This is a genomic window from Nocardioides sp., from assembly GCF_030150155.1.
GTDB lineage: Bacteria > Actinomycetota > Actinomycetes > Propionibacteriales > Nocardioidaceae > Nocardioides.
In genome coordinates this window covers 15589-41292 of the sequence record NZ_JASLGR010000048.1, presented here as the reverse complement: position 1 = coordinate 41292, position 25704 = coordinate 15589, and the positions used below count along the sequence as shown (strand labels likewise).

26 protein-coding genes and 3 tRNA genes are annotated in these 25704 nt (G+C 70.5%); 11 read left to right on the top strand and 18 right to left on the bottom strand.

Annotation, left to right across the window (positions count from 1 at the left end):
* Window positions 1-18: 18 nt before the first annotated feature.
* The 4 genes from Q1V88_RS15680 to rplJ form a co-directional block, all read right to left on the bottom strand.
* The gene (locus Q1V88_RS15680; protein WP_300682229.1) at window positions 19-804 is read right to left on the bottom strand and encodes an ABC transporter permease; all 786 of its coding nucleotides are present in this window, start codon (window positions 802-804) and stop codon (window positions 19-21) included.
* Between the two features lie 3 nt (window positions 805-807).
* On the bottom strand, window positions 808-1779 hold the full coding sequence (locus tag Q1V88_RS15675; RefSeq protein ID WP_300682228.1) for an ABC transporter ATP-binding protein: 972 nt from the start codon (window positions 1777-1779) through the stop codon (window positions 808-810).
* 254 nt (window positions 1780-2033) lie between these two features.
* On the bottom strand, window positions 2034-2423 hold the full coding sequence (rplL, locus tag Q1V88_RS15670) for a 50S ribosomal protein L7/L12 (RefSeq protein ID WP_300682227.1): 390 nt from the start codon (window positions 2421-2423) through the stop codon (window positions 2034-2036).
* A gap of 78 nt (window positions 2424-2501) precedes the next feature.
* The gene (gene rplJ, locus Q1V88_RS15665) at window positions 2502-3146 is read right to left on the bottom strand and encodes a 50S ribosomal protein L10 (RefSeq protein WP_300682226.1); all 645 of its coding nucleotides are present in this window, start codon (window positions 3144-3146) and stop codon (window positions 2502-2504) included.
* Between the two features lie 440 nt (window positions 3147-3586).
* On the opposite strand from rplJ, the gene Q1V88_RS15660 reads away from it, so the two are divergent.
* The gene (locus Q1V88_RS15660; protein WP_300682225.1) at window positions 3587-5131 is read left to right on the top strand and encodes a LuxR C-terminal-related transcriptional regulator; all 1545 of its coding nucleotides are present in this window, start codon (window positions 3587-3589) and stop codon (window positions 5129-5131) included.
* A gap of 97 nt (window positions 5132-5228) precedes the next feature.
* Here Q1V88_RS15660 and rplA read toward each other — a convergent pair whose 3' ends face one another.
* From rplA to Q1V88_RS15630, 6 genes are all read right to left on the bottom strand, one after another.
* Window positions 5229-5942, bottom strand: coding sequence for a 50S ribosomal protein L1 (rplA, locus tag Q1V88_RS15655; RefSeq protein WP_300682224.1), 714 nt, complete (start codon window positions 5940-5942; stop codon window positions 5229-5231).
* Window positions 5943-6004: 62 nt separating this feature from the next.
* Window positions 6005-6433 (bottom strand): 50S ribosomal protein L11, encoded by a 429-nt coding sequence (gene rplK / locus Q1V88_RS15650; RefSeq protein WP_300682223.1) that lies wholly within the window; start codon window positions 6431-6433, stop codon window positions 6005-6007.
* 192 nt (window positions 6434-6625) lie between these two features.
* Window positions 6626-7435, bottom strand: a complete 810-nt coding sequence (nusG, locus tag Q1V88_RS15645; protein ID WP_300682222.1) for a transcription termination/antitermination protein NusG — start codon at window positions 7433-7435, stop codon at window positions 6626-6628.
* A 20-nt stretch (window positions 7436-7455) separates the two neighbouring features.
* Window positions 7456-7701 carry a preprotein translocase subunit SecE gene (gene secE / locus Q1V88_RS15640; protein WP_300682221.1) on the bottom strand — a complete coding sequence of 82 codons (246 nt, stop codon included), beginning with the start codon at window positions 7699-7701 and terminating at the stop codon, window positions 7456-7458.
* Window positions 7702-7725: 24 nt separating this feature from the next.
* A tRNA-Trp gene (locus tag Q1V88_RS15635) sits at window positions 7726-7798 on the bottom strand.
* A 75-nt stretch (window positions 7799-7873) separates the two neighbouring features.
* Window positions 7874-9043 carry an ROK family protein gene (locus Q1V88_RS15630; RefSeq protein ID WP_300682220.1) on the bottom strand — a complete coding sequence of 390 codons (1170 nt, stop codon included), beginning with the start codon at window positions 9041-9043 and terminating at the stop codon, window positions 7874-7876.
* An 86-nt stretch (window positions 9044-9129) separates the two neighbouring features.
* Here Q1V88_RS15630 and edd point away from each other — a divergent pair, with 86 nt between their 5' ends.
* Entirely contained in the window at window positions 9130-11121 is a 1992-nt protein-coding gene (gene edd / locus Q1V88_RS15625) for a phosphogluconate dehydratase (RefSeq protein WP_300682219.1), read from the top strand.
* Entirely contained in the window at window positions 11114-11740 is a 627-nt protein-coding gene (eda, locus tag Q1V88_RS15620; RefSeq protein ID WP_300682218.1) for a bifunctional 4-hydroxy-2-oxoglutarate aldolase/2-dehydro-3-deoxy-phosphogluconate aldolase, read from the top strand. Before edd ends, eda begins: the two co-directional genes overlap by 8 nt.
* Window positions 11741-11834: 94 nt before the next feature.
* On the opposite strand, the gene Q1V88_RS15615 is transcribed toward eda, so the two are convergent.
* Window positions 11835-13190: an NAD-dependent succinate-semialdehyde dehydrogenase gene (locus Q1V88_RS15615; protein WP_300682217.1), complete on the bottom strand. Its 1356-nt coding sequence runs from the start codon at window positions 13188-13190 to the stop codon at window positions 11835-11837.
* Window positions 13191-13251: 61 nt separating this feature from the next.
* Between Q1V88_RS15615 and Q1V88_RS15610 the strand changes: the two genes are divergently transcribed.
* Genes Q1V88_RS15610 through rlmC form a run of 4 tightly spaced genes read left to right on the top strand, consistent with a single transcriptional unit; the run spans window position 13252 to window position 17329 of the window.
* On the top strand, window positions 13252-14544 hold the full coding sequence (locus Q1V88_RS15610) for an aminotransferase class I/II-fold pyridoxal phosphate-dependent enzyme (RefSeq protein ID WP_300682216.1): 1293 nt from the start codon (window positions 13252-13254) through the stop codon (window positions 14542-14544).
* A gap of 6 nt (window positions 14545-14550) precedes the next feature.
* Entirely contained in the window at window positions 14551-15612 is a 1062-nt protein-coding gene (locus Q1V88_RS15605; RefSeq protein ID WP_300682215.1) for an adenosine deaminase, read from the top strand.
* Between the two features lie 7 nt (window positions 15613-15619).
* Window positions 15620-16210, top strand: coding sequence for a DUF4190 domain-containing protein (locus Q1V88_RS15600; RefSeq protein WP_300682214.1), 591 nt, complete (start codon window positions 15620-15622; stop codon window positions 16208-16210).
* A gap of 9 nt (window positions 16211-16219) precedes the next feature.
* The gene (gene rlmC, locus Q1V88_RS15595; RefSeq protein WP_300682213.1) at window positions 16220-17329 is read left to right on the top strand and encodes a 23S rRNA (uracil(747)-C(5))-methyltransferase RlmC; all 1110 of its coding nucleotides are present in this window, start codon (window positions 16220-16222) and stop codon (window positions 17327-17329) included.
* Window positions 17330-17356: 27 nt separating this feature from the next.
* Here the strand turns inward: rlmC and Q1V88_RS15590 are convergent, their stop codons facing one another.
* Window positions 17357-18364: a UDP-N-acetylmuramate dehydrogenase gene (locus Q1V88_RS15590; RefSeq protein WP_300682212.1), complete on the bottom strand. Its 1008-nt coding sequence runs from the start codon at window positions 18362-18364 to the stop codon at window positions 17357-17359.
* 92 nt (window positions 18365-18456) lie between these two features.
* Here Q1V88_RS15590 and Q1V88_RS15585 point away from each other — a divergent pair, with 92 nt between their 5' ends.
* Both Q1V88_RS15585 and Q1V88_RS15580 read left to right on the top strand, forming a co-directional pair.
* Window positions 18457-18843: a MaoC family dehydratase N-terminal domain-containing protein gene (locus Q1V88_RS15585; RefSeq protein WP_300682211.1), complete on the top strand. Its 387-nt coding sequence runs from the start codon at window positions 18457-18459 to the stop codon at window positions 18841-18843.
* Complete coding sequence (locus Q1V88_RS15580; protein WP_300682210.1) at window positions 18840-19223, top strand: MaoC/PaaZ C-terminal domain-containing protein; 384 nt, start codon at window positions 18840-18842, stop codon at window positions 19221-19223. The genes Q1V88_RS15585 and Q1V88_RS15580 overlap by 4 nt, the downstream gene beginning before the upstream one ends.
* A 160-nt stretch (window positions 19224-19383) precedes the next feature.
* On the opposite strand, the gene rpmG is transcribed toward Q1V88_RS15580, so the two are convergent.
* From rpmG to Q1V88_RS15560, 4 genes are all read right to left on the bottom strand, one after another.
* Window positions 19384-19554, bottom strand: coding sequence for a 50S ribosomal protein L33 (gene rpmG / locus Q1V88_RS15575; RefSeq protein WP_300682209.1), 171 nt, complete (start codon window positions 19552-19554; stop codon window positions 19384-19386).
* A 32-nt stretch (window positions 19555-19586) separates the two neighbouring features.
* Window positions 19587-19663 (bottom strand) — tRNA-Met (locus Q1V88_RS15570).
* Window positions 19664-19720: 57 nt separating this feature from the next.
* Window positions 19721-19793 (bottom strand) — tRNA-Thr (locus tag Q1V88_RS15565).
* Between the two features lie 85 nt (window positions 19794-19878).
* Window positions 19879-20910 (bottom strand): pirin family protein, encoded by a 1032-nt coding sequence (locus tag Q1V88_RS15560; RefSeq protein ID WP_300682208.1) that lies wholly within the window; start codon window positions 20908-20910, stop codon window positions 19879-19881.
* Window positions 20911-21015: 105 nt separating this feature from the next.
* Between Q1V88_RS15560 and Q1V88_RS15555 the strand changes: the two genes are divergently transcribed.
* Entirely contained in the window at window positions 21016-21837 is an 822-nt protein-coding gene (locus Q1V88_RS15555) for a hypothetical protein (RefSeq protein ID WP_300682207.1), read from the top strand.
* Window positions 21838-21936: 99 nt separating this feature from the next.
* Window positions 21937-23097, top strand: coding sequence for a glycosyltransferase (locus Q1V88_RS15550; RefSeq protein ID WP_300682206.1), 1161 nt, complete (start codon window positions 21937-21939; stop codon window positions 23095-23097).
* On the opposite strand, the gene mptB is transcribed toward Q1V88_RS15550, so the two are convergent.
* Both mptB and Q1V88_RS15540 read right to left on the bottom strand, forming a co-directional pair.
* On the bottom strand, window positions 23017-24489 hold the full coding sequence (gene mptB / locus Q1V88_RS15545; protein WP_300682205.1) for a polyprenol phosphomannose-dependent alpha 1,6 mannosyltransferase MptB: 1473 nt from the start codon (window positions 24487-24489) through the stop codon (window positions 23017-23019). The genes Q1V88_RS15550 and mptB overlap by 81 nt on opposite strands.
* 91 nt (window positions 24490-24580) lie before the next feature.
* Window positions 24581-25627, bottom strand: a complete 1047-nt coding sequence (locus Q1V88_RS15540; protein WP_300682204.1) for a pirin family protein — start codon at window positions 25625-25627, stop codon at window positions 24581-24583.
* Window positions 25628-25704: the final 77 nt, after the last annotated feature.

The window sequence follows — 25704 nt, the reverse complement described above, 5'->3', positions numbered from 1 at the left end:
GTCAGGAGGCTCATCGCGTCACCCTGTCTTCGAGGGGACGAACTGGAAGTAGATCGCGCTCATCACGAAGTTCGCGACGAAGAGCAGCATGAAGGTGACGACGACCGACATGTTGACCGCGTCGCCGACCCCCTTCGGGCCACCGGCCGCGTTCATCCCCATGTACGACGCCACGATCGCGGCGATCAGGCCGAAGACCAACGCCTTGGCCAGGCCCTGCCACACGTCGGGCAGCTGCGCCAGGGCGGTGAAGCTCGCCAGGTAGGAGCCCGGTGTGCCGCCCTGGATGACCACGTTGAAGACGTAGCCACCGGCCACGCCGACGACGCTGACCAGGCCGTTGAGGAAGACCGAGACCAGCATGCAGGCCAGCACCCGGGGCACGACCAGGCGCTGGATCGGGTCGATCCCGAGCACCATCATCGCGTCGAGCTCCTCACGGATCTTGCGGGCGCCGAGGTCGGCGGCGATGGCCGAGCCACCGGCACCGGCGATCAGCAGCGCGGTCGCGATCGGGCCGGCCTCGCGGACCACGGCCAGGACACTGGCCGAGCCGACGAAGGACTGGGCACCGAACTGCTTGATCAGACCGCCGACCTGGAGCGCGATCACCGCGCCGAAGGGGATCGCGACCAGGGCGGTGGGCACGATCGTCACCGACGCGATGAACCAGGCCTGCTGGATGAACTCGCGGAGTTGGAAGGGCCGACGGAAGAGACTGCGGAACACGTCGAGCGCGAAGGCGAAGAACCTGCCTGCGGTCCCGACGGGCCGAAGCACCCGTGCGGCTGACAGAGCTGACACGGGTCAGGCCTCCGCGGAGGCGCTCCTGCCCCCGGCCAGGACCGAGTCCGGCTGGAACGACCCGGGCGGCGGTACGACGCCGTTGAGCCGGCACCACTCCCCCGCGGGTCGCTGGCTGCGCCGCGGGATGCCGTTGGACGGGTCGAGCTGGAGCGCGATCGGCGGCAGCGGCGGGAGGTCCATGTCCTTCTCCGCGGCGAGCTGGTCGGCGTCCTTCTCCTCGCTCATACCGATCGGGCCGACCCGCTGCGCGTTGAGGAACTGCCGCACGACGGGCTCCTCGGAGCTGAGCAGCATCTCGCGCGGCCCGAACATGGCCAGGTGCTTGTGGTAGAGCAGGCCGATGTTGTCGGGCACCGTGCGGGCGGTGTTGATGTCGTGAGTGACGATCAGGAAGGTGGCGTCGATCTGCGCGTTGAGGTCGACGATCAGCTGGTTCAGGAACGCGGTGCGGACCGGGTCCAGACCCGAGTCGGGCTCGTCGAAGAGGATGATCTCCGGGTCGAGCACCAGGGCGCGGGCCAGGCCGGCGCGCTTGCGCATACCGCCCGAGATCTCACCGGGGAGCTTGTCCTCCGCCCCGACGAGACCGACCAGGTCCATCTTCTCCATCACGATCTTGCGGATGTCGGACTCGGACTTCTTGGTGTGCTCACGCAGCGGGAAGGCGACGTTGTCGTAGAGGTTCATCGAGCCGAACATCGCGCCATCCTGGAACAGCACGCCGAACAACTTGCGCAGCTCGTAGAGCTCCTTCTCCGAGCAGGAGACCAGGTCGGTGCCCTCGATCACGACGGCGCCCTGGTCGGGCTTGATCAGGCCGATCAGGGTCTTGAGCAGCACCGACTTGCCGGTGCCCGAGGGCCCGAGCATCACGCAGATCTCCCCGGCGGGGACCGTCAGCGAGACGTCCCCCCAGATCAGCTGCTTGCCGAAGCTCTTCGTGAGGTGCTCGATCTTGATGTCGACGCCCATGACCATCGACCTCCCATCCCTGGCCTGATTGCTACTGATCAGTCACAACGCCCGAGTGTGATCGAGGTTACGGGCGGAGCAGGGCGCGGGTCGTGGGCCGAGCGGTCCTGAAACATGGACCTGAACGGTCATTGACAGCCCTCCGGCGGGGCCGGGAGGTGGCGGCGTACAGCGGGAAATGACACAGGGGCGACCACCCGAAGGTGGTCGCCCCTGCGACAGAAAAACGCGTCAGCGCTGGGTTACCCCAGAGGTCACTTGAGGGTGACCTTGGCGCCGGCGGCCTCGAGGGCCTCCTTCGCCTTCTCAGCGGCGTCCTTGGAGACCTTCTCGAGGAGGGCCTTCGGCGCGGCCTCAACGAGGTCCTTGGCCTCCTTCAGACCGAGGGAGGTCAGGGCGCGCACCTCCTTGATGACGTTGATCTTCTTGTCGCCAGCGTCCTCGAGGATGACGTCGAACTCGTCCTGAGCGGCAGCGTCGTCGCCACCAGCAGCGCCACCGGCGGCCGGGGCAGCGGCAACGGCGACCGGAGCGGCGGCGGTGACGCCGAACGTCTCCTCGAACTCCTTCACGAACTCGGAGAGCTCGATGAGGGTGAGCTCCTTGAACGCGTCGAGCAGCTCTGCGGTGCTGAGCTTAGCCATGTTGGCTTCCTTTCAATGTGGCCCTCGTCGTACGACGAGAGGCCGGGGTTTCAGGTGGTGTCCGAGCTGACCGAGAGGTCAGGCTTCGGTGGTCTCCTCGGCAGCGGCCTCGGTGGTCTCCTCGACGGGAGCCTCCTCAGCAGCGACCTCGGTGGCAGCCTCCTCGGCGGCAGCCGGAGCACCGGCACCACCTGCGAGGATCGTGGGGTCTTCGGTGGCCTTGACCTGCAGGGCGGCAGCAAGCTGCGCGGCCTTGGTGGGCAGGGCGTTGAAGACGTACAGCGCCTGGGCCAGCGACGCCTGCATGGCGCCGGCCAGCTTGGCAAGAAGAACCTCGCGCGACTCGAGGTCAGCGAGCTTGCCGACCTCCTTGGCGTCGAGGGCCTTGCCGTCCAGGAATCCACCCTTGATCACAAGGGCGGGGTTAGCCTTGGCAAAGTCACGCAGACCCTTGGCAACCTCGACAGCGTCGCCCTTGATGAAGGCAACGGCGGTCGGGCCAGCAAGGTAGTCATCGAGACCAGTGAAGCCAGCCTGGTTGGCGGCGATCTTGGTCAGCGTGTTCTTGACCACGGCGTAGTTGGCGTTCGCACCGAGGGAGCGACGCAGCGTCTGCAGCTCCTTGACGGTGAGACCGCGGTACTCGGTCAGCACGGCACCGGCGGAGGCGTTGAACTCGTCAACGATCTCCGCGACGGCGGCGTTACGTTCTGCCCGCGCCATGGGTCTCCTTCTTCCGTGGACGAGACCTCCGCGGCTCCACAACGACAAACGCCCTGAGCACAGGCTCAGGGCGTGGACTTCGCAGATGAACTGCTGGGTTCGTACTCTGAATCCTGCGCAGGCCGCTCGCTCTCGCGAACCCTTCGATCATCAGGCTGATGCCCTCAGATAACCGGCGGTCTCTGGTTTCAGGGACTGACAGTACGGCGTCCGCCGCACCGATCCAAATCGCGAAGGACCTCACCGGCCGGCGGGACGATGCCTCCCCCTCCGAGGCACCCGCCGCGCCGACCGGCTGTCCCGGCACTCGGCCGCAGGTCCCAGGACCTGACCGAGGGGCGATAGATTTCACCCGTCTCGGCCCGTTTTCACCCCGCCTTCACCCTCCCCTCCCTCCCCTGCCCCGAACCCTGCCCCGACCCCTGCTCCGAAGGGCCCCGATGAGCTTCTCCCTGACCCCGGAGCCGCCCGGCCCGAGCGGCCCCTCCGCGGCGTTCCGCAGGGCCTACGACGCCGGCGCACGCGCCGAGGCACTCGGCCTGGTCGAGCGGCACTGGTGCACCCTGATCTTCGACCGCAGCGTCCACGAGCTGGTCTTCGACCTGACCGGGTCGGCGAGCGCCGCCGAGCTCGCGCCCACGCCCCGCGCCGGTCTGATCGCCGAGGCGATCGGCGGCCTCCCGCACGACCCCGACCGGGTCCGCCTGCCTGCAGGGCCCGACCAGGTGCGGGCGACCATCCGCGCCGGTCGGGGCCGACCGCTGGTCGAGGCCGCGATCCTGGCGATGGTCTCCCTGCGCACCGCGGGGCGGGCCCGTGACGGCGTACGGCTGGCGGAGCGGTCGCGGCCGCTGCTGGAGGCCACCTGCGGCACCCGCTTCTCCCCCACCGTCGAGCTCGTCGCCTACTGGCACCTGCAGGCGGCCCAGGCGGCCCTGCACGCCGGCGACCTCGACCGTGCCCGACTCGACGTCGAGCACGCCTGGACCGCCCGTGCCGAGGACGTGACCGGCTACGCGGGGCCGTCGGCAGCGCCGTACGGCGTCCTCCTGGCCGCCCTGCTCGGCGACCACCAGGAGCTGGGCCGCTGGCAGCTGGCCTGGTCCGGGATCGCCACCCACACCGCGACCCTGATCGAGGCCGACACGATGGCCCGGCCGGTCCTGATCGCCGACCTGCTGATCGCCTCGGACCACCTCGACGACACCGTCGCCGACGGTCTGGTCGACCGCCTGCAGCCGACCCTGGCCTACGACGAGCTCTGGCCGCTGGCGCTGTGGGCGATCAGCCGGCACCTGGTCGACGTCGGAGCGATCGACCGGGCCTGCGACCTGGTCGCGGCCACCCTGGACCGGCACCGCGACCTCGGCCCGACCGGGTCGATGCACCACACCTTCGCGCTGCTGACCCGCGCCGAGGTCGAGCTCGCCGCGGGCCGCCTCGACGCGGTGGCACCACTCGTAGCCCAGATCGCCCCGTCGGCGATCCCCGGACTCGACACCCTCGTGTCCGCGCGCACCCACCTGGCCGCCGACGACCGCAGCCAGGCACGTCGGGCCGCGGTGCTCGCCGAGCGCGAGGCCCGCCATCCCCGGGTCCGGCGGGAAGCACGCCACCTGATCGAGGCGATCGACGTCGAGGCCGGCGCGGGGATCGTGGTCGCCCGCCACCTCGACCCGGACCTGCGCCGGCTCACCGCGCAGCTGCCTGCGGCCCTGCACACCGCCCTGGCGGCGGCGGGCGCCGCCGCGCTGCCCGAGCCGCGGGGTCGGCACCGGGCGTACGCCGTGGGGCTGCTGACCACCGCCGAGCGCCGGGTCCTCGTGGCACTGGCCGGGCCGGGCACCCTGCCCGAGCTGGCCTCGTCGCTGCACGTCAGCACGAACACCCTCAAGACCCAGCTGCGGGGGCTGTACCGCAAGCTCGGTGCGGCCTCGCGCGACGAGGCGATCGCGCTGGCCCGGCGCCACGGACTGCTGGACTGAGCCTGTCGCCCACCGGCAACGGAGCCCGAAATGGCACCAGGGCCCGCCACCGTGATGGTGACGGACCCTGGTGAGGTGACGCGTGAAGCGAGGCGGATCAGGCCTCGTCCTCCCCGGCGACGTTGCGGGTGCGGTTGGCGTCGATCTGGACGCCCGGACCCATCGTCGTGGAGACAGTGATCTTCTTGATGTAACGGCCCTTGGAGCTGGCCGGCTTGAGACGGAGCACCTCCTCGAGCGCCGCGGCGTAGTTCTCCGCGAGCTGAGCCTCGGTGAAGGAGGCCTTGCCGATGATGAAGTGCAGGTTCGAGTGGCGGTCGACGCGGAACTCGATCTTGCCGCCCTTGATGTCGGAGACAGCCTTGGCGACGTCCATCGTGACGGTGCCGGTCTTCGGGTTCGGCATCAGGCCACGCGGGCCGAGGATGCGGGCGACCTTACCGACCTTGCCCATCAGGTCGGGGGTGGCGACGGCGGCGTCGAAGTCGGTCCAACCGCCGGCGACCTTCTCGATCAGCTCGTCGCCACCGACGACGTCGGCGCCAGCGGCGCGGGCCTCGTCAGCCTTGTCGGCGTTCGCGAAGACGATGACGCGGACGGTCTTGCCGGTGCCGTTGGGCAGGCTGACGGTGCCACGAACCATCTGGTCGGCCTTGCGCGGGTCGATGCCCAGTCGCATGACGACGTCGACGGTCTCGTCGAACTTCTTCTTGCTCGAACCCTTGGCGATCTTGATCGCGGCCAGCGGGCTGAAGATCTCGTTCTTGTCGAACGTCTCAGCCGCGGCGCGGTAGGTCTTGCTGCGCTGCATGGTGATTCCTTAAGTGTTTAAGAGGAGATGTGGTGAACGAGCCAGCGCGGCTCTCCCACGTTTCAGTCGGTGGTGACGCCCATGGAGCGGGCGGTGCCCTCGACGATCTTCATGGCGGCCTCAATGTCGTTGGCATTGAGGTCGGGAAGCTTGGTGGTGGCGATCTCGCGAACCTGGTCCTTGGTCAGCTTGCCGACCTTGTCCTTCTGCGGGACCGACGAGCCCTTGGCGATGCCAGCGGCCTTCTTGATCAGCTCAGCGGCCGGCGGCGTCTTCGTGATGAACTCGAAGGTGCGGTCCTCGTAGATGGTGATCTCAACCGGGATCACGTTGCCGCGCATGGACTCGGTCTGGGCGTTGTACGCCTTGCAGAAGTCCATGATGTTGACGCCGTGCGGACCGAGCGCGGTACCGACCGGCGGAGCCGGGGTAGCGGAGCCAGCCTGGAGCTGGACCTTGACCAGCGCGGCGATCTTCTTCTTAGGAGGCATTCCTCTATCTCTTTCTTCCTGTGGTCATGACGAGGCGGGCGCCTCTGCCACTGACCGCCCCGGAGGGCAGCCGAACCTCCAGTCTGAGCCACGAGCCCCGGCAGGGGCAAAACGAAGCAATCAGACCGGACCAAACCGAAGCAGGTCGGCCCGACTCCACGGAGGAGTCGGGCCGACCGGCGTACGAAAAAATCAGACCTTGCTGACCTGGTTGAAGCTGAGCTCCACCGGGGTCTCACGACCGAAGATCTCGACGAGCGCCTTGAGCCGCTGGGACTCGGCGTTGATCTCGGTGATGGTCGCGTGCAGCGTGGCGAACGGACCGTCGACAACCATGACGGAGTCACCCTCGCTGAAGTCGGCCACCTCGACCGGCTTCTTCTGCGCCAGGATCGTGCCCGCACCACCAGAGGAGGCGGTGCCGGCGGCGACTGCCTCGGCCTCAGCCTCGGCGGCAGCGACGACGGCCGGAGCGAGCATCGACTCGACCTCGGTCATCGACAGCGGGACCGGCTGGTGCTGGTGACCGACGAAGCCGGTCACGCTCGGGGTGTGACGGACCGCGGCCCAGGACTCGTCGGTGAGGTCCATCCGGACCAGGACGTAGCCGGGGAGAACGGTGCGCTTGACCTTCTTGCGCTGGCCGTTCTTGATCTCGAAGACCTCTTCGGTGGGGACCACGATCTCGTGGATGTAGTCCTCCATATTGAGGGAGATGATGCGGTTCTCCAGGTTGGACTTCACCCGGTTCTCCATGCCGGAGTACGTGTGCACCACGTACCAGTCACCCGGCTTGGCCCACAGCTCACGACGGAACGCCTCAAGCGGGTCATTCTCGTCAGCGTCGCCGGACTCGGCCTCGACCTCGTCGGCGTTCTCGTCGACGGGCGCCTCGGAGGCCTCGATCTCGACCGCCTCGTCCGTCTCGACCTCGTCGGTCGCCTCGGCCTCGACGGAGACCTGGGTCTCCTCGAACTCCTGCTCAGACACGCTTTGCTCCATTAAATCTCGTGACGACGTTGTCAGTTACGGCCGCTGAAGATCTCGAAGAAAAGCTTCCCGAGACCCAGGTCCAGCAGCGACACGATCGCCATCAGGACGAGGACGAACACCAACACCACGACGAAGTAGGTGGACAGTTGCTGCTGCGTCGGCCAGACGACCTTCCGCAGCTCCGCGACCACCTGTCGGTAGAACGTGAAGGGGCTGACGCGCTTCTCGCCGCCGTCCCGCTTCCGCGGGGCCGGGGTGGTCGTGCTCTCGGACATGCCTCTCCTTGTCCACGATCGGTGCAGGGCACGAGGGACTTGAACCCCCAACCTTCGGTTTTGGAGACCGATGCTCTGCCAGTTGAGCTAGTGCCCTCCGATGAATCCATGTGTTGGTGACACCCTAACCAGGGCGCACAACATCATGTGGGCGATCCACCAGAAGAAGACACTACAGGTCTGCCGGGTGCCGCACCAATCGGGCATCCACAGCGGCCGGATCGAGCACGTTGTCGATCGCCAGAGCTGCACAGCCGACGAGTCCCGCGGAGTCGCCCTGAGCCGACGGCAGGAACCGCAGATCACGGCTGGCCAGCGCCGTGGAGCGGGCATAGACCGTCTCCCGTACGCCGGCCACGTAGATCTCGAACGCGGCCCCCATGTCTCCCCCGATCACGACCGCCTCCGGGTTGAGCAGGTTGATCGCGATCGCCAGGATCTCGCCGAGCCGGCGCCCCGACTCACGCAGCAGGTTGCGGGCCACCGCGTCACCGGCCAGCGCCAGCGCGACCAGGTCGCGGATGTGGCTGGCCTGGCGACCGGAGTCGTTGAAGGAGTTCACCAGCGCCCATCCCCCGGCGACCGACTCCAGACAGCCGTCGGCGCCGCAGCGGCACGGCAGGTCACCGGCCTCGATCCGGGTGTGGCCGATCTCGCCGGCCGCGCCGAGCGTGCCCGAGAGCACCTGGCCGTCGGCGACGATCGCCATCCCGAGACCGGTGGAGGCCTTGACCACGAGGAAGTTCCGCAGGCCGCGCTTGCCGAAGATCTCGGCCCGGGCCAGCACGTCGGCGTCGTTGGCCAGGAAGACCGGCGCCGGCGTCACCTCGCGCAGGTACGGAATCAGCTCGACACCGTCCCAGCCACCGAGAACCGGGGACTCCACGGAGACCACGCGCTCGGCGTCGACGACCCCGGGCAGGCTCATCCCGACGCCGATCACCTCCTCGTCGATCTCCTTGAGCATCGCGGCCAGGCGCTCGACGACGCCGGGCATCAGCTCGTCGGCCGCGACCCCGACGCGATGGTCGCGGGTGTCGCCGGCGAGCTCGTGGCCCTCGAGGTCGAAGACCGCGAGCTGGCTGCGGCTGCGCCCGATCGCGACGGCCAGGACCACCCCGGCGTCGCCGCGGAAGCGCAGCGAGCCCGCAGGGCGTCCGCCGGTGGAGGCCTTGTCGCCGCCGAACGCGACGTAGCCGGCGTCGGCCAGGGCCGCGATCCGGCTGGCGACAGCGGTGCGGGAGAGGCCAGTGAGGCGCCCGACGTCGGCACGGGTCGCGGCTCGGCCGGTACGGATCAGATCGAGCACGTCGCCGGTCGTGGCAGGCCTGGAATCAACCATGAGCGCGATCCTAGCCATCACTTTTGTCTCGAAAATACCTATGCAAGTCTTGTATCGATCAAAAGTCACTGCCAAAGTGGTGTCGCGTGACAGAAGCCACGCCTTCCCCGAGCTTTCCCACCAGCCTTCACCCGGCCCTCGCGGCCGTCACCGAGCGCCTGATCGAGCGCAGCCGACCGACGCGCGAGGCCTACCTCCGCCGCCTCGCCGACGCCCGCCTGGCCGGTCCGGCCCGCGGCCGCCTGGGCTGCGGCAACCTCGCCCACGGCTTCGCCGCCGCCCCCGAGTCCGACAAGCGCGAGCTCGCGGTGGTCACCCCCACCGCGAAGCCGAACGTCGCCATCGTGACCAGCTACAACGACATGCTGAGCGCCCATGCGCCGTACGTCGACTACCCGCCGCTGCTGAAGAAGGCGGTCGTCCGCGCCGGTGGCCTGGCCCAGGTCGCCGGCGGGGTGCCCGCGATGTGCGACGGCATCACCCAGGGCCGGGCCGGCATGGAGCTCTCGCTCTTCTCCCGCGACGTGATCGCGATGGCCTGCGCGATCGGCCTGTCCCACGACATGTTCGACGCCGCCCTGATGCTCGGCGTGTGCGACAAGATCGTCCCCGGCCTGCTGATCGGCTCGCTCGCCTTCGGCCACCTGCCGACCGCCTTCGTCCCGGCCGGACCGATGACCTCGGGACTGCCCAACGCCGAGAAGTCCCGGATCCGCCAGCTGCACGCCGAGGGCAAGGTCGGCCGTGAGGAGCTGCTCGCAGCGGAGTCGGCCAGCTACCACTCCGCCGGCACCTGCACGTTCTACGGCACCGCGAACTCCAACCAGCTGCTGATGGAGGTGCTCGGCCTGCACCTGCCCGGCTCCTCGTTCGTCAACCCCGACACCGAGCTGCGTGCCGCCCTCACCCGCGCCGTCGGCGCCCGCGTCACCGACCTGGCCCTCACCGGCGGCCCCGGCATCGGCCAGCTGGTCGACGAGCGCGCCATCGTCAACGCCTGCGTCGCCCTGCTCGCCAGCGGCGGCTCGACGAACCACACCATGCACCTGGTCGCCATCGCCCAGGCCGCCGGCATCGTGCTGACCTGGGACGACCTCTCCGACCTGTCGGCGGTGGTGCCGCTGATCACCCGGGTCTACCCCAACGGCGAGGCCGACGTGAACCACTTCCACGCTGCGGGCGGGGTCGGCTACATGATCCGCACCCTGCTGGAGGCGGGACTGCTGCACGACGACGTCGAGACGATCCTCGGTCGGGGCCTGTCGCGCTACGCCACCGAGCCACGCCTCGACCCCGACGGCCTCGGCGCCACGCCCACCGAGCCGGGCGTGGTCTGGGTCGACGGTCCGGCGACGTCGTACGACGTCAGCGTGCTGCGTCCGGCCAGCGACCCGTTCTCGGCCGACGGTGGCGTCAACGTGCTGCACGGCCCGCTCGGCACCGGCGTGATCAAGGTGTCGGCGGTCAAGCCCGAGCACCGCACCGTGACCGCACCGGCGGCGGTCTTCGACGACCAGGCCGACTTCCTGGCCGCGTTCTCCGCCGGTGCCCTCGACGGCCGCGACTTCGTCGCGGTGCTGCGCTACCAGGGGCCGGCCGCGATCGGGATGCCCGAGCTGCACAAGCTCACCCCGGCGCTCGGTGCCCTGCAGGACCGCGGCCAGAAGGTCGCCATCGTCACCGACGGCCGGATGTCGGGAGCCTCGGGCAAGGTGCCCGCGGCCATCCACGTCACCCCGGAGGCGGCCCTCGGCGGCCCCCTGTCCCGGGTCCGCGACGGTGACCTGATCACCCTCGACGCCGACCACGGCCGGCTCACCATCGCCGTCGACGCCGAGGAGCTGGCCCAGCGGCCGGCCACCGGGCGCCGGCTGGCCGACCACGAGTGGGTCGGCACCGGTCGCGAGCTCTTCACCGCCTTCCGCAACGCTGTCGGTCCTGCCGACACCGGCGCATCGGTCTTCTCCCCGGTCGCCGCGGTCTCCCCGGTCTCACCGGCCCCCGCCAGCACCACCGTCCCCCAGCCCAGCACCCCCGCCCACGTCGGCACCGTTCAGGAGTCCCCCGCCCATGTCTGAGACCACCACCCCCGACCTGCTCTCGATCGCCCCGGTCATCCCGGTCGTCGTGATCGAGGAGATCGAGCACGCCGTCCCCGTCGCCAAAGCGCTCGTGGAGGGCGGCCTGCCCGTGATCGAGCTGACCCTGCGGACGCCGGTCGCACTGGAGGCCATGCGGGCGATCTCCGCCGAGGTCCCCGAGATCATCCTCGGCGCCGGCACCGTCACCACCCCCGAGCTCGCCAAGGCCTCGGCCGCCGCGGGCGCCAGCTTCCTGGTCTCCCCCGGCGCCACCCCGAAGCTGCTCGACGGCATGTTCGAGACCGAGCTGCCGTTCCTGCCCGGCACCGCCACCGTCTCCGAGGTGCTCGCGGTCCTGGAGGCGGGGATCACCAGCATGAAGTTCTTCCCCGCGGCCGCGATCGGCGGGGCGACGTTCCTCGCCTCGCTGCCCACCGTGGTGCCGACGGCACGGTTCTGCCCCACCGGCGGCATCCGTACGACGAACGCCCGGACCTACCTCGACCTGCCCAACGTGGGCTGCGTCGGTGGCACCTGGATCACCCCGGCCGACGCCCTGGCCGCCGGGGACTGGGACCGGATCCGCGACCTCGCCGCGGAGGCAGCTGCACTCTGAGGACCACCACCTTCAGGGTGACAAGCGGCGACGGCCCCGCTCCCAGCACTGCTGGGGCGGGGCCGTCGTCGTACGACGATGTCAGGCGACGATCTCAGGCGATCGTGCGGATCAGCTTCTTGTTGACGAACTCCTCGATGCCGAGGCTGCCGAGCTCGCGGCCGAAGCCGGAGCGCTTGATTCCGCCGAAGGGCAGCTCCACGCCGTCGGCCAGGACGCCGTTGACGAAGACCATGCCGGCCTCGATCCGGCCGGCGACCCGGGCGGCCTGGTCGGCGTCAGCGGTGAAGACGTAGGAGCCGAGGCCGAACGGGGTGTCGTTGGCGATCCGGACCGCGTCGTCCTCCGAGGAGGCCTTGAAGACCATCGCGATCGGGCCGAAGAGCTCCTGGTAGTAGGCCTCGTTGTCGGCGCTGACCCCGGTCAACACACCGGGCGGGAAGAACGCACCCCGGCGCTCCCCCGCGCTGGCCAGGCTGGCGCCCCCGGCGACGGCGGCGTCGACCTGCTCGGCCAGCCGGGTCGCGGCGGCCTCGGAGGACAGCGGGGTGATGCCCTCGGCGCCCTCGAGCACCTTCGCGGTGAACTTCTCCACGAACTCGTCGTAGAGCCCCTCGGCCACGACGAACCGCTTGGCCGCGTTGCAGGCCTGGCCGGTGTTGTCGAGCCGGGCCAGGGCCGCCTTCTCGACCAGGTCGTCCATGTCGAGGGAGCCGGGCTCGCCCAGCACGATGAACGGGTCGGAGCCACCGAGCTCGAGCACGACCTTCTTCAGGTTGCGCCCGGCGATCTCGGCGACGGCGGCACCGGCACGCTCGGAGCCGGTCAGCGAGACCCCGGCGATGCGCGGGTCGGCGATCATGTCGGCGACCTGCTCGTTGGTGGCGTAGAGGTTGACGTAGGTGCCCGCCGGGAACCCTGCGTCGTCGAAGATCTGCTGGATCGCCGCGGCCGACTCGGGGCACTGCGGGGCGTGCTTGAGGATGATCGGGTTGCCGGTGCACAGGTTGGGGCCGGCGAACCGGGCGACCTGGTAGTAGGGGAAGTTCCACGGCATGATCCCGAGCAGCACGCCGAACGGCGAGCGCTTGATCACCGCGCTGCCCTCCCCGTCGAGCAGCTCGATCGGCTGGTCGGCCAGGAAGCGCTCGGCGTTGTCGGCGTAGTACTCGAAGATCGCTCCGGCGAACTCCGCCTCCCCGACCGCGTCCTCCAGCGGCTTGCCCATCTCGCGCACGATGATGGCGCCGAGCTCGTCCTTGCGCTCGACATGCAGCTCCCCGACCCGGCGGACCAGGGCGGCGCGCTCGGCCACCGTGGTCGACCTCGACCAGGTGCGCCAGGCTTCGGTGGCGGCCGCCAGGGCCGCTTCGACATCGGCCGCAGTTGCGGTCGGGTACTCCTTGACCACCTCGCCGGTGGCCGGGTCCGTGACGGCGTACATGCTCATGACGGCACACTAGCCCGGAACTGGCTCGCCGTTGAGGGGGTCGATCTGGGACGATGTACCAGTGAGTGAGCAGACCCTCCTGTCCGACCTGTCCCACGACGAGATCCGCACCTTCCTCGAGGATCAGAAGACGGCGTACGACGGCCTCCTGGCCGCCGGACTGAAGCTCGATCTCACGCGCGGCAAGCCGAGCTCGGAGCAGCTCGACCTGTCCGACGGACTGCTGGCCCTGCCGGCCACCACCACCTGCGCCGACGGCACCGACGCCCGCAACTACGGCGGCCTCGCCGGGGTCACCGAGCTGCGGGCGATGTTCGCCGAGCTGCTCGGCCTGGAGCTCAACCAGATCTCCGCCCAGGGTGCCTCCTCGCTGACCCTGATGAAGGACGTGCTGACCTACCTGCTGCTCAAGGGCGGCGTCGACTCCGAGCGCCCGTGGCTCGACGCGCGTGGCGAGACCGTGAAGTTCATCTGTCCGGTCCCCGGCTACGACCGGCACTTCACCCTGCTGGAGTGGCTCGGCATCGAGACCATCACCGTGCCGATGCTGGCCGACGGCCCCGACGTGGACGCGATCGCCGCGCTGGTCAAGGACGACGCCTCGATCAAGGGCATGTGGCTGGTCCCGACCTACGCCAACCCGACCGGCTCGGTCACCACCCAGGAGGTCGCCGAGCGGCTGGCCTCGATGCCGACCGCGGCGCCCGACTTCAAGATCCTGTGGGACAACGCCTACGCGCTGCACCACCTCACCGCCGAGGAGACCAAGACCGCCGACATCGTGTCGCTGGCCACCGTCGCCGGGCACCCGCACCGCCCGATCGTGTTCGCCTCGACCTCGAAGATCACCTACGCCGGTGCCGGGGTGGCCTTCCTCGGCGGCTCGGCCGAGACCGTGGCCTGGTTCCACTCCCACCTCGGCTTCGGCTCGATCGGCCCGGACAAGGTCAACCAGCTGCGCCACCTGGAGTTCTTCGGCAACGCCCAGGGCGTGCGCGACCACATGGCCAAGCACCGCGAGCTGCTCGCGCCACGCTTCGCCGCGGTGGAGACGATCCTCGACTCCCAGCTCTCCGGCCTCGGGATCGCGACCTGGACCACGCCGCGCGGTGGCTACTTCGTCAACCTCGACGTGCTGCCCGGCACCGCGAGCCGCGTGATCGAGCTGGCCAAGGCCGCCGGCGTCGCGCTCACCCCGGCGGGCTCGGCCTTCCCGGGGCGCAACGACCCGAAGGACGAGAACATCCGGCTGGCGCCGTCGTACCCCTCGCTGGCCGACGTCGAGGCGTCGATGACGGCCGTCGCGGTCTGCGTGAAGCTGGCCGCCGCCGAGGCCCTGGTCGCCCAGGGCTAGTGGCTCGTGGCCGAGCGGCGGGACCTCAGGGCGCTTCCGAAGGCCCATCTGCATCTGCACTTCACCGGCAGCATGCGGCACTCCACGCTGCTCGAGCTCGCCGAACGCGACGGGCTGCGGCTGCCCGACCAGCTGGTCTCGCAGTGGCCGCCGCAGCTCTCCGCCGCCGATGAGAAGGGCTGGTTCCGCTTCCAGCGGCTCTACGACGTCGCCCGGTCGGTGCTGCGCACCCCGGCCGACATCTACCGCCTGATCCGTGAGGCCGCCGAGGACGACGTCGCCGACGGCGGCCGGTGGCTGGAGATCCAGGTCGACCCGTCGGGCTTCGCCTCGAAGTTCGACGGGATCACCGCCTTCACCGACCTGGTCCTGGACGCGGTCGAGGTGGCCTCGCGCGAGACCGGCCTGGCGATGGCGACGATCATCGCCTCCAACCGGACCCGGCACCCGCTCGACGCCCGGGTCCTGGCCCGCCTCGCCACCCAGTACGTCGACCGCGGCGTGGTCGGCTTCGGGCTCTCCAACGACGAGCGCCGCGGTGCCACCCCGGAGTTCGCCCACGCCTTCGGCATCGCCGAGCGCGCCGGCCTGGCCCTGATGCCGCACGGCGGCGAGCTGCGCGGCCCCGACCACGTCCGCACCGTGGTGGAGTCGCTGCACCCCACCCGGCTGGGACACGGCGTCCGCTCGGCCGAGGACCCGCGGCTGCTCGACGCCCTGGTCGCCGCCGGGATCGCCTTGGAGGTCTGCCCCACCTCGAACGTCTCCCTCGGCGTCTACGGCTCCCTGACCGAGGTGCCGCTGCCGACCCTGATGGCCGCCGGTGCCACGATCGCGCTCGGGGCCGACGACCCGCTGCTCTTCGGCTCGCGGCTGCTGGGGCAGTACGCCGCGATGCGGGCCGCCCACCACCTCACCGACGCCGACCTGGCCTCGCTGGCGGCCGGATCGATCCGTGCCTCCCGAGCGCCGGAGTCGCTGCGGACGGCCCTGCTGGCCGAGGTGGACGCCTGGCTGGCCGCTCCGCTCCCCGGCGAAGCAGGCGCGCTCGGCGTCGATACGGAATGATGAGGGCATGAGCGACCCGACGACGCCCGGACAGTACGGCGCAGCGCCCGAGCCTCCCCGGTTCGGCAAGGACCCGAAGCCCGAGGCCGCCGACCCGTCGACGCCGCCCCCGCCGCCCGGCTACACCGCCCCGCCGCAGTACGGCACCCCGCCGTCGTACGGCACCGGGCCGGCGTACGGCCAGAACCCGCAGTACGACGCGTCCACCGGCGGCTCGCAGTCCTACGGCCCGCCGCCGGGCTACGACCGGTGGACCCAGACCCCGCCGCCGGGCTACACCTTCGCCCAGCCGGAGGACCCCGGTGCCCAGGCAGCGATGATCACCGGCGTGATCAGCCTGGTGATGGGCTTCATCTGCGGTGTCGGCTTCGTCGGCTCCCCGTTCGCGATGGTGATGGGGATCCGGGCCAAGCGACGGATCGACGCCGCAGCCGGCCGGCTCGGCGGACGCGGGAACGCCCAGGCCGGGTTCATCCTCGGACTGATCGGCACGATCATCCTGGTCCTCGCGATCCTCGGCCTGATCGCCTTCATCTTCCTGATCGCCTTCGCCTGGGACGGCTCGGTGACGATCAACGACACCGGTGTGAACGCCTGACCCTGGCTCATGCAGTGCACGTACTACGACGCCGGCGTGTGCCGATCGTGTCAGCTCCTCGAGGTCGCCTACCCGACCCAGGTGGAGCGTCTCCAGACCCACGTCGCCGGGCTGCTGCCCGCGGGGCTGCCCTGGCGTGAGCCGGTCGCCAGCGCCGAGTCGGGGTTCCGCAACAAGGCGAAGATGGTCGTCGGCGGCACCCTCGACGCTCCGACGCTCGGCATCCTGGGCCCCGGCGGGGTCGGGGTGGACCTGCGCGAGTGCGGCCTGCACGACGTCCGGCTGCACGACGCCCTGCCCGCGATCGCCGCGTTCGTCACGCGCGCCCGGCTGACGCCGTACGACGTGCCGACGCGCCGCGGCGAGCTCAAGCACGTGCTGGCGACCGTCTCCCCGGCAGGGCAGCTGATGGTCCGCTTCGTGCTGCGCTCCACCGAGGGCGTGGCCCGGATCCGCAAGCACCTGGCGTGGCTGACCGAGCAGATCCCGGCCAGCGTCGTCTCGGTCAACCTCCAGCCCGACCACAAGGCGGTCCTGGAGGGCCCGGACGAGATCGTCCTGACCGAGGCCGAGACGCTGACGATGGAGGTCAACGGCCGCCCCCTGCACCTGCGGCCACAGTCCTTCTTCCAGACCAACACCGAGGTCGCCGCCTGGCTCTACCGGGAGGCGGCGGCCCTGGTCGACGAGGCAGCGCCGTCCTCGGTCTGGGACCTCTACTGCGGGGTGGGCGGCTTCGGCCTGCACGTCGCCGCTGCAGGGCGGGCGGTGACCGGCGTGGAGTTCTCCGAGCAGGCGATCGTCTCGGCCCGGCTGTCCAGCGCCGAGCTGGGGGTGGAGGCGACCTGGCTGGCCGGGGACGCGACCGCGTTCGCACTGGCCACCACACCGGAGCCCGACCTGGTGATCGTCAACCCGCCGCGGCGCGGCATCGGCCCGGCGCTGGCGGACTGGCTGGAGGCGTCCTCGGTGCGGACCGTGATCTACTCCTCGTGCAACGCGACCACGCTGGCCGCCGACCTGGCCCGGATGGGCTCCTTCACCCCGGCCAGCGCACGGCTGCTGGACATGTTCCCGCACACCGGGCACCACGAGGTGCTGGTCGCCCTCTCCCGCTGAGCGGGGACGAGGGTCAGCCTCGGCCGGTCACCACTCCGGGGCGCCGACGAAGACCGGCTCGGGCACCAGGGTGATGCCGAACTCGCGCTCGACGCCGTCGCGGATCTCGCGGGCCAGGCTGAGCAGCGCGGTGGTCGTGCCCGCGCCGCGGTTGGTCAGCGCCAGGGTGTGCTTGGTCGACACCGAGACGCCCTCGCGACCGTAGCCCTTCTCGAAGCCGGCCGCCTGGATCAGCCAGGCCGCACTGGTCTTCACGGTGCCGTCGCCCTGGTCGTACGACGGCGCACCGTCCGGCACCTCGGCGGGCTCGATGATCGGGTTGGTGAAGAACGACCCGGCGCTCCAGGTGTCGTGGTCGGCGGGGTCGATCACCATCCCCTTGGCCGAGCGCAGCCCCAGCACCGCTGCCCGGACGTCGGCCAGCGGAACCCGGTCGCCGACGGTGACCCCGAGCCGCTTGGCGAGCTCGGCGTACCCGATCGGGGCCGACAGCGTCCCCGGCTTGAGCTGGAAGACCACCTCGACCACGACGTGGCGGCCGGGATCGGCCTTGAACCGCGAGGTGCGGTAGGCGAAGCCGCACTCGTCGGCGGAGAAGGTGCGGAAGCCCTGGAGCACACGGTCCCAGACCCGCACCCGGGCGATCGTCTGGGAGACCTCGGCGCCGTAGGCACCGACGTTCTGGATCGGGGTGGCACCGACACTGCCGGGGATCCCCGACAGTGCCTCCAGGCCCGCCCAGCCACGCTCGACCGTGGTGGCGACCAGGTCGTCGAGGCTCTCCCCCGCCGCGACCGTGACCAGCACGCCGCCGCACGACGGGTCGTCGGTGTCGGGGGTGATCCCGCGGGTCGCCACGTGCACCACGGTGCCGGGCACGCCCTCGTCGGCGACGATCAGGTTGGACCCGCCGCCCAGGATCAGAGCGGTGGGGTCGGCGGCCGCTGCGACCAGCTCCTCGACGGTGGTGGCCTCGATCCAGTTCTGGGCGGGGCCCCCCAGGTGCACGGTGGTGTGGTCGGCGAGCAGTGTCACCGTGTCATTGTCGCAGGTCGCTGATCAGCCTCCGTCGTCGTTGTCGGTTCCACACCCCGTCCCGGCGAGCGAGCGCGGTTAGGGTCGGAAGCGTGGATCACTCTGTGCTGGAGCGCGACTTCGCGCCCGTCGGCCCCTGGTCCGTCGACCCCGAGCGGGTGGCGGCGTTCGCCGCTGCGACCCGCTACAGCGGCGACGGCGTGCCCCCGACCTTCCCGATCATCCTGCTCAACGACGCGATGCTGGCCTTCCTGGCCGACGTCGGTGCCAACCTGGAGCACATCGTGCACGGTGAGCAGCGCTTCACCTGGCACCGTCCGGTCGTCGTCGGCGACGAGCTGACCGCCACGATGAAGGTCGCCTCCCTGCGCGCCCTGGGCGGCGCCGAGCTGATCGGCACCCTCACCCAGATCACCGACGCCTCCGGCGAGCTCGTCGGCGAGGCCAAGGCCACCCTCGTGCACGGAGGTGCAGCATGAGCGACTTCGTCCCCCAGGTCTTCTCCCTCACCCGAGCCGATCTGGTCGCGTACGCCGACGCCAGCGGCGACCACAACCCGATCCACTCCGACGAGGCCGTCGCGCTCGCGGTGGGCCTTCCGGGAGTGATCGCTCACGGCATGCTGACGATGGGCCTGGCCGCGGCTGCGGTGGCGCACTGGACCGAGGGGGCCGAGGTGCTGGAGATCGGCACCAAGTTCACCTCGCCGGTGGTCGTTCCGGCCGAGGGCGCCGCGGAGGTCACCATCGGGGTGAAGTCCTCGACCCGGACCGAGGAGACCCTGACCCTGGTCCTGGAGGCCACCTGCGACGGTCAGCGAGTGCTGGGCAATCCGAAGGCCGTCGTACGACTCGTCTGATCTGGACGGTCCTGGACGGTTCAGAACCGCAACGGCCCCACCCGGTTCGCCGGGTGGGGCCGTTGCTTTTCCTGCTTCACGTTCCCTGGTTCACGTTCCCCGGTTCACGGGAAATGCGAAAAGGCCCGACCGCAGCGGTCGGGCCTGTTCGGAAGCTGTATCAGCGGGTCTCGCGGTGCGCCTGGTGCTTGCGGCAACGCGGGCAGAACTTCGCCAGCTCGATCCGGTCGGGATCGTTGCGGCGGTTCTTCTTGGTGATGTAGTTCCGCTCCTTGCACTCGGTGCATGCCAGAGTGATCTTCGGGCGAACGTCGCTGCTCTTGCTGGCCACGGGAAGTCCTTATGGTGATGGTGCGTCTACGGTGGTAGCGGGGGCGGGGATCGAACCCGCGACCTCACGATTATGAGTCGTGCGCTCTAACCGCCTGAGCTACCCCGCCAAGGGTTGAACAGTGTGGGCCTCCTCGCCGAAGCGATCGGGCCACACGCCATTCCAGAGCCCCTTTACGGAATCGAACCGTAGACCTTCTCCTTACCATGGAGACGCTCTGCCGACTGAGCTAAAGGGGCAACGACCGAGAAGATTACCGGGCCTCCCCGCTCGGTCCAAATCGGGGCGGTTCCTTCGGTTTTACCCATCCGGAACCCGGTGCTCTTAACGACGCGTACGCAGCCTAGTACCTGGAAGCCCAGGAGCAGGAATCGGGGCGAGGTGGTCCCCGATCACGGTGCCGAAGCGGGTCGCCACCACGCTCTGGGAGTCGCCGATCACCGCCCCCGAACCGGGGTCCGTGATCGCCGTCATCCACTCCTCGCGGGCCTCGACGATCTCCTCATGGGAGCGCGCGACGAAGTTCCACCACATCACGATCGCCTCCCCGAACGGCGGCCCGCCGAGCAACAGCAGCCGGGTCTGACCCGCCGCCCGCAGCCGCACCGCCGACCGCCCGGGCGCCAGGTAGCCCAGCTCGTTCGCAGCGATCGGCTCGGCACCGTGCTCGGGACTCAGCACCGTGACGGCGCCGGCGTCGACCAGGATGCCGTGCTCGAAGGCGACGTCGAGGTCGAGCTCGACCTCCGCACCGGCGTCGAGGAGGATCTCGGCCCCCAGCAGCGGCGTGTACGTCGACACCGGGGAGGTCGACCCGGCGAGGGTGCCGAGGAAGACCCGAGCGGCCCAGCCAGGTCCGGCGACCGGCTCGGGCCGGTAGTGGGCGAAGCCCGGCTCGACGTGCCGGGCCTCCTCGGGCAGCGCCACCCAGAGCTGGGCACCGTGCAGCACCGGCTCGTCCTCGTCGGCGGAGATCTCGGAGTGGGAGATGCCCCGACCGGCGGTCATCAGGTTGAGCTCGCCGGGCAGCACGTCGGCATGGTTGCCCGCCGAGTCGCGGTGCACGATCCGGCCGGTGAAGAGCCAGGAGACCGTCTGCAGCCCGATGTGGGGATGGGGCGGCACCTTCATCCCGCCGGTGCTGGCGACGTCGTCGGGTCCGTAGTGGTCGACGAAGCACCACGACCCGATCAGGGACCGCTGCCGGCTGGGCAGGGTGCGGCGTACCGGCATGGCACGCGGGCCACCCAGCGGGACGTCACGCGCCACGATGATCTCGACCGGCGCCGTGGGACGCGGCACGTCGGCCGCGGCGGGGCAGTCGAGCAGGTCAGGCTTGGCCTCGGGATTGCTCACCTCTCCGATGGTGCCACCTTCGCGGACCTGTTCAACCGGTGGCGCGGCACGTTACGTTGCCGCATGTCACGGCGGTCCCCGCCTCCCCAACCCGAAGGTGCTGACATGTCGACCTTGCCCCCCGACGGCCCCGACTACGGATCGACCCCGCCCGGCGGCGGGAACTACGGCGGCTACGGCCAGGTTCCGCCGCCTCCGCCCGGCCCCGACTTCTCCAAGCCCTCCCCCCAGCCCAGCGACTGGGCGGTCGGCGACGCGCTGGCCTACGGCTGGAAGAAGTTCCAGGAGAACCTGGGTCAGATCATGCTGGCGGCGTTCATCCTGCTGCTCGGCGTCGCTGTCGCCATCGGGATCAGCGTCGTCGCCCAGCTGGCCCTGACCAACCCGGCGGAGTGCAAGATGAACTCGAGCGGGCAGCTGGTCTGCACCAACGGCTCGGGCACCTTCGCCTCCTTCCTGGTCGGGGCCGTCGGCCAGTTCGCCTTCAGCGTGATCACCATGATCATCAGCGCCGCCCTGCTGCGCGGGGCGCTCGACGTCACCGAGGGTCGGCCGTTCCAGATCTCCGGGCTGGTGAGCCGGATCAACATCGGCAGCGTCGTGCTCGCCGGCCTGCTGGTCGCGGTGATCACCGCGGTCGGCACCGTGCTCTGCATCCTGCCCGGCATCGCCGCGGAGTTCTTCCTGCTCTTCACCCCGATCTTCGTCGTCGACAAGAACCTCGCCCCCGTCGATGCCCTCAAGGCATCGTTCGACTTCACCCGCAACAACCTGGCCAACATGCTGGTCTGGGTGATCGTCGGCGGCCTGGTCTACGTGATCGGTCTGTGCCTGTGCGGCGTCGGCGCCCTGGTGGCGATCCCGGTCGTCATGCTCGGTGCGGCCTACACCTACAAGAAGCTCACCGGGCAGCCTGTGGCCCCCTGAGTCGATCACCACGTCGGGCGCGGGACGGCCCGCGATCGACGTACCGGATCCACCTCACCGACCCTCCCCGTTCACCTCGAACGGGGAGGGTCGCGTGCTGTGCGGATCGCTCAGCTCGCCAACTTCGTCGGACCCCGCTCAGGAGGCATGAAGACGGCCCTGGAGGCGCTCGGGGCGGGCTACGCCGCAGCCGGGTGCGAGCGGCTGCTGGTGATCCCCGGCGAGGTCGATCGGCGCTACGACGGCCCGCACGGCCCCGTCGTCGAGGTGCGCGCCCCACGCGTCGGCGGCGGCTACCGGCTGATCCTGGAGCCCTGGCGGGTGGTCGACGTGCTCGAGGAGTGGGCGCCGACCAGCATCGAGTGCTCGGACAAGCTCACCCTGCTGCCGGTCGCCCGCTGGGCGCGGCGGGCCGGGGTCGGGTCGGTGCTGTTCAGCCACGAGCGGCTCGACGATCAGTTCGCCCTGCGCACCGGGATGGAGCCCGGCGCCGGGCTCGGCAAGGTCTCGATCGGGCTGCTCAACCGGATCCTGGTGCGCGCCTTCGACACCGTGGTGGTCACCTCGCACTACGCCCAGCGTGAGTTCGCGGGCCTGGCCGCCGCCGCCGGGACGCCGATGGCGCGGGTGCCACTCGGGGTCGACCTCGACCACTTCAGGCCGGTGCCGCGGAACGGCCCGCAGATCCGGTCCGGGTCCGGGTCGCAGCAGGTGCTGCGGCTGATCCACGTCGGCCGGCTCTCCCCGGAGAAGTCACCCCAGCTCGCGGTCGCCACGGCGGTCGCACTGCACGACGCCGGGGTCGCGCTCACCCTCGACGTGTACGGCGAGGGCCCGATGCTCACCGAGCTGCGGACGCTGGCCGGCGCAGCGCCGGTGCGCTTCCACGGCCACCTCGGCGACCGGCGGCTGCTGGCCCGGCGGATCGGGGAGGCCGACATCGCGCTGTCGTGCTGCCCCGCCGAGACGTTCGGGCTGGCCGTCCTGGAGGCGCTGGCCTGCGGCACCCCGGTGGTGACCGCCGACGTCGGGGGCGCTCAGGAGCTGGTCGACGCCGCCTCCGGCGCGTGGGCCAAGCCGGAGCCGGACGCGCTCGCCGACGCCGTACGACGGCTGACGCGGCGCCCCACCGCAGAGCGGCGGGCGGCAGCCCGGGCTCGTGCCGAGGAGTTCTCCTGGTCAGCCACCGTGGATCGGATGCTGCAGGTCCACGCCACCGTCGGTTCCGGCGAGCTCCCGGGCCTCACGACGACGGCGTAGCCAGGTCAGGCCCCACAGCACGCCGAGGACGAGCACGATCATGACGATCACCATCACGATCACCTTGTAGGCACCGTGCAGCGACGGGTCCAGCGGCGCGACCAGGGCGGAGAGGACCAGCCCGACCACGAGGGCGATCTGGGGGCGGCGCGCCATCGGCAGCACGGCCAGGAACGGCACCGGCCAGAGCAGGTACCAGAGCTGGATGACGGGGCTGCAGATCACCAGCACGCTGACCATCAGCGCGACAGCGGTGACCGCCTTGGCGCGGTCGCCGGTGGGCCAGCGCAGGCAGACCCAGCCGACCGCGATCACGGTGATCACGTTGCCGACCTTGCGCAGCGCGTCGATGAAGAAGTCGTGGCCCAGATGGAGGCCGAGCAGGTGGGAGAGGCCGTCGATCGGGCCGCCGATCACCACCGCCGGGGTGAGCAGGGTGTTGACCGTGCCAGGGACGCCGAGCGCCTCCAGCCAGCCGTTGCCCAGGCCGCTGACGAAGCCGAGACCGAAGAGCACCGCGAGCGCGACCACCCCGATCTCGACGGCGCGCAGCCCGCGTCTGAGCAGGGAGGCCCCGGCGGGGACGGTGGCCAGCACGATCCCGAGACAGACCAGTCCCCCGGGTAGCTTCACGGCGGCGGCGAGGCCGCCGAGCACCGCCCCCAGTGCCCAGTGCCGTTCCACGCCGACGACGAGGGCGGCGGCCATCAGGCCGATCATCAGCAGGTCGTTGTGCAGGCCGCCGACACCGTTGGCCATCATCGCCGGGGAGGCGATCACGATCGCGGTGGAGACCGCCGGGTTGACCCCGGTCCAGCGGGCCAGCTTCGGCACCGCCCAGGCGAGCAGGGCCAGGCCGACCAGCGCGAGGAAGCGGTGCCCGATCGCGAGCATCAGCGGGTTGCCGGTGTGGTGCGCCATCTCCGCGCCCCACCAGACCGGGAGCGGGCCGTACGGCGTCGGGGTGAACCACCACATCGGGTCGACGGCCTCGTGCACCGGACCCTCGAGGATCCACGGGCCGTGCTGATAGGGCGAGATCCCCGCCGCGACAAGGGCGCCCTGAGCGGCGTACGACCAGCCGTCGCGGGAGAAGAGCGGCGGTGCCACGATCAGCGGCGCCGCCCAGATCACGGTGGTGTAGCGGACCAGGGCCAGGCTCTCGGCCTGGTCGCGCCCGCGTGCGACCAGGGACCGGAGCCGGAGCCAGGAGTGCGAGATCAGGCCGAGACCGATCAGGATCACGGCCAGGGCGACCATCCGGGACCACTCGTGGCTGCGCAGGTTCACCAGCACGTGGTGGCGCAGCATCGGCGTGGACTCAGGCAGGGTCGCCACCACCCAGCCACCTGCGAGGACGCAGAGGCTGCCGATGAGGCCGCGGGTGATCACAGCAGGACCGTACGCTGTTCTGGGCTCCAAGGCATGAACGCCGGCTGCCTACCGGCGCTCAGCCTGGGATCGGTCGGGGGTCGGTCGGGGGTCAGTCGGCCGGACGCGAGACCCTGCCGTCGCCGTAGCGGGCGAACCGCTCGGTCTCACGCGGGTGCACCAGATCGGTGACCGGCCACGGCCAGCCGCCGAACTCGGTGCGGCGGTAGTCCTCGAACGCCTGCCGGATATCGGCCTCGCTGTTCATCACGAACGGGCCGTAGGCGACCACCGGCTCCCCGATCGGACGGCCCTGGAGCAACAGGATCCGGGCACCGTGCTCGGCGGTGCTCAGGTCCAGCGAGCGCACGCTGCTGGGCGCGAAGCCCTGGCCGGCGTGCACCGGGGTGCCGTCGATGGTGAGGGCGGCGTCCTCGCCGAAGACGTAGAGCATCCGCTCGGTCTCCGCACCGGCCGGAGCCGGCAGGGTCACCGTCGAGCTCGGCCCGAGCTCGACCAGCCACATCGCCACGTCGGCGTCGGGGCGCGAGGCCCACGAGCGCTGCGGCGGTGCAGCCGGTACGACGTCGCCGTACGCCCCCGCGATCACCTTGATCGACACCTGACCGGTGGCGTCAGCGGGGGTGAGGACCGGGATGTCCTCGTTCCAGTACATGACGAACTCCGGGTCGGCCGACTTGTCCTCGGCGGGCAGGTTGAGCCAGACCTGGAAGAGCTCGAAGGGGTTCTCCGCCTCGGTGTCGAGCAGCGGGAACATCTCGGCGTGGCTGACGCCCTTGCCGGCGGTCACCCACTGCACGTCGCCGACGCCGTAGCGCGCGGAGGCGCCGGTGGAGTCGGCGTGGTCGACGTACCCCTGGGTGACCAGGGTGATGGTCTCGAAGCCACGGTGGGGGTGCGCAGGGAAGCCGGGCACGGTGGTGCCGTGGTACATGTTCCAGCCGGCCGGGTTGCCGAAGTCCTGGCCGAGCGGACGGCCGGCGAGGTCGGCGTCGGGGCCCATCGCGGCCGTGCCGCGCGGGTAGGCGTCGGAGTGGAACGCGGCGAAGAGGAACGGGCCGACGCCGGGCCAGGGGCGGCCGAGATCGACGACCTCGGTCGAAGCGGTGGCTGCGCTGCGGGTGCTGCTCATGCTCATGGTGATGACCTCCAAGGTCGTCGGGACGGTGACACCGAGCACAACCAGACCCACATCACTCTTATTCCAAGAGTGAT

Coding starts and splice junctions, on each gene's coding strand:
- nusG (WP_300682222.1), bottom strand. CDS start 7,435: ATGGAGCAAAGCGTGTCTGAGCAGGAGTTCGAGGAGACCCAGGTCTCC.
- Q1V88_RS15540 (WP_300682204.1), bottom strand. CDS start 25,627: ATGAGCATGAGCAGCACCCGCAGCGCAGCCACCGCTTCGACCGAGGTC.
- Q1V88_RS15555 (WP_300682207.1), top strand. CDS start 21,016: ATGTCGACCTTGCCCCCCGACGGCCCCGACTACGGATCGACCCCGCCC.
- rplJ (WP_300682226.1), bottom strand. CDS start 3,146: ATGGCGCGGGCAGAACGTAACGCCGCCGTCGCGGAGATCGTTGACGAG.
- eda (WP_300682218.1), top strand. CDS start 11,114: ATGTCTGAGACCACCACCCCCGACCTGCTCTCGATCGCCCCGGTCATC.
- Q1V88_RS15675 (WP_300682228.1), bottom strand. CDS start 1,779: ATGGGCGTCGACATCAAGATCGAGCACCTCACGAAGAGCTTCGGCAAG.
- rplA (WP_300682224.1), bottom strand. CDS start 5,942: ATGCAGCGCAGCAAGACCTACCGCGCCGCGGCTGAGACGTTCGACAAG.
- rlmC (WP_300682213.1), top strand. CDS start 16,220: ATGCAGTGCACGTACTACGACGCCGGCGTGTGCCGATCGTGTCAGCTC.
- rplL (WP_300682227.1), bottom strand. CDS start 2,423: ATGGCTAAGCTCAGCACCGCAGAGCTGCTCGACGCGTTCAAGGAGCTC.
- Q1V88_RS15580 (WP_300682210.1), top strand. CDS start 18,840: ATGAGCGACTTCGTCCCCCAGGTCTTCTCCCTCACCCGAGCCGATCTG.
- secE (WP_300682221.1), bottom strand. CDS start 7,701: ATGTCCGAGAGCACGACCACCCCGGCCCCGCGGAAGCGGGACGGCGGC.
- Q1V88_RS15660 (WP_300682225.1), top strand. CDS start 3,587: ATGAGCTTCTCCCTGACCCCGGAGCCGCCCGGCCCGAGCGGCCCCTCC.
- Q1V88_RS15615 (WP_300682217.1), bottom strand. CDS start 13,190: ATGAGCATGTACGCCGTCACGGACCCGGCCACCGGCGAGGTGGTCAAG.
- Q1V88_RS15630 (WP_300682220.1), bottom strand. CDS start 9,043: ATGGTTGATTCCAGGCCTGCCACGACCGGCGACGTGCTCGATCTGATC.
- rplK (WP_300682223.1), bottom strand. CDS start 6,433: ATGCCTCCTAAGAAGAAGATCGCCGCGCTGGTCAAGGTCCAGCTCCAG.
- Q1V88_RS15600 (WP_300682214.1), top strand. CDS start 15,620: ATGAGCGACCCGACGACGCCCGGACAGTACGGCGCAGCGCCCGAGCCT.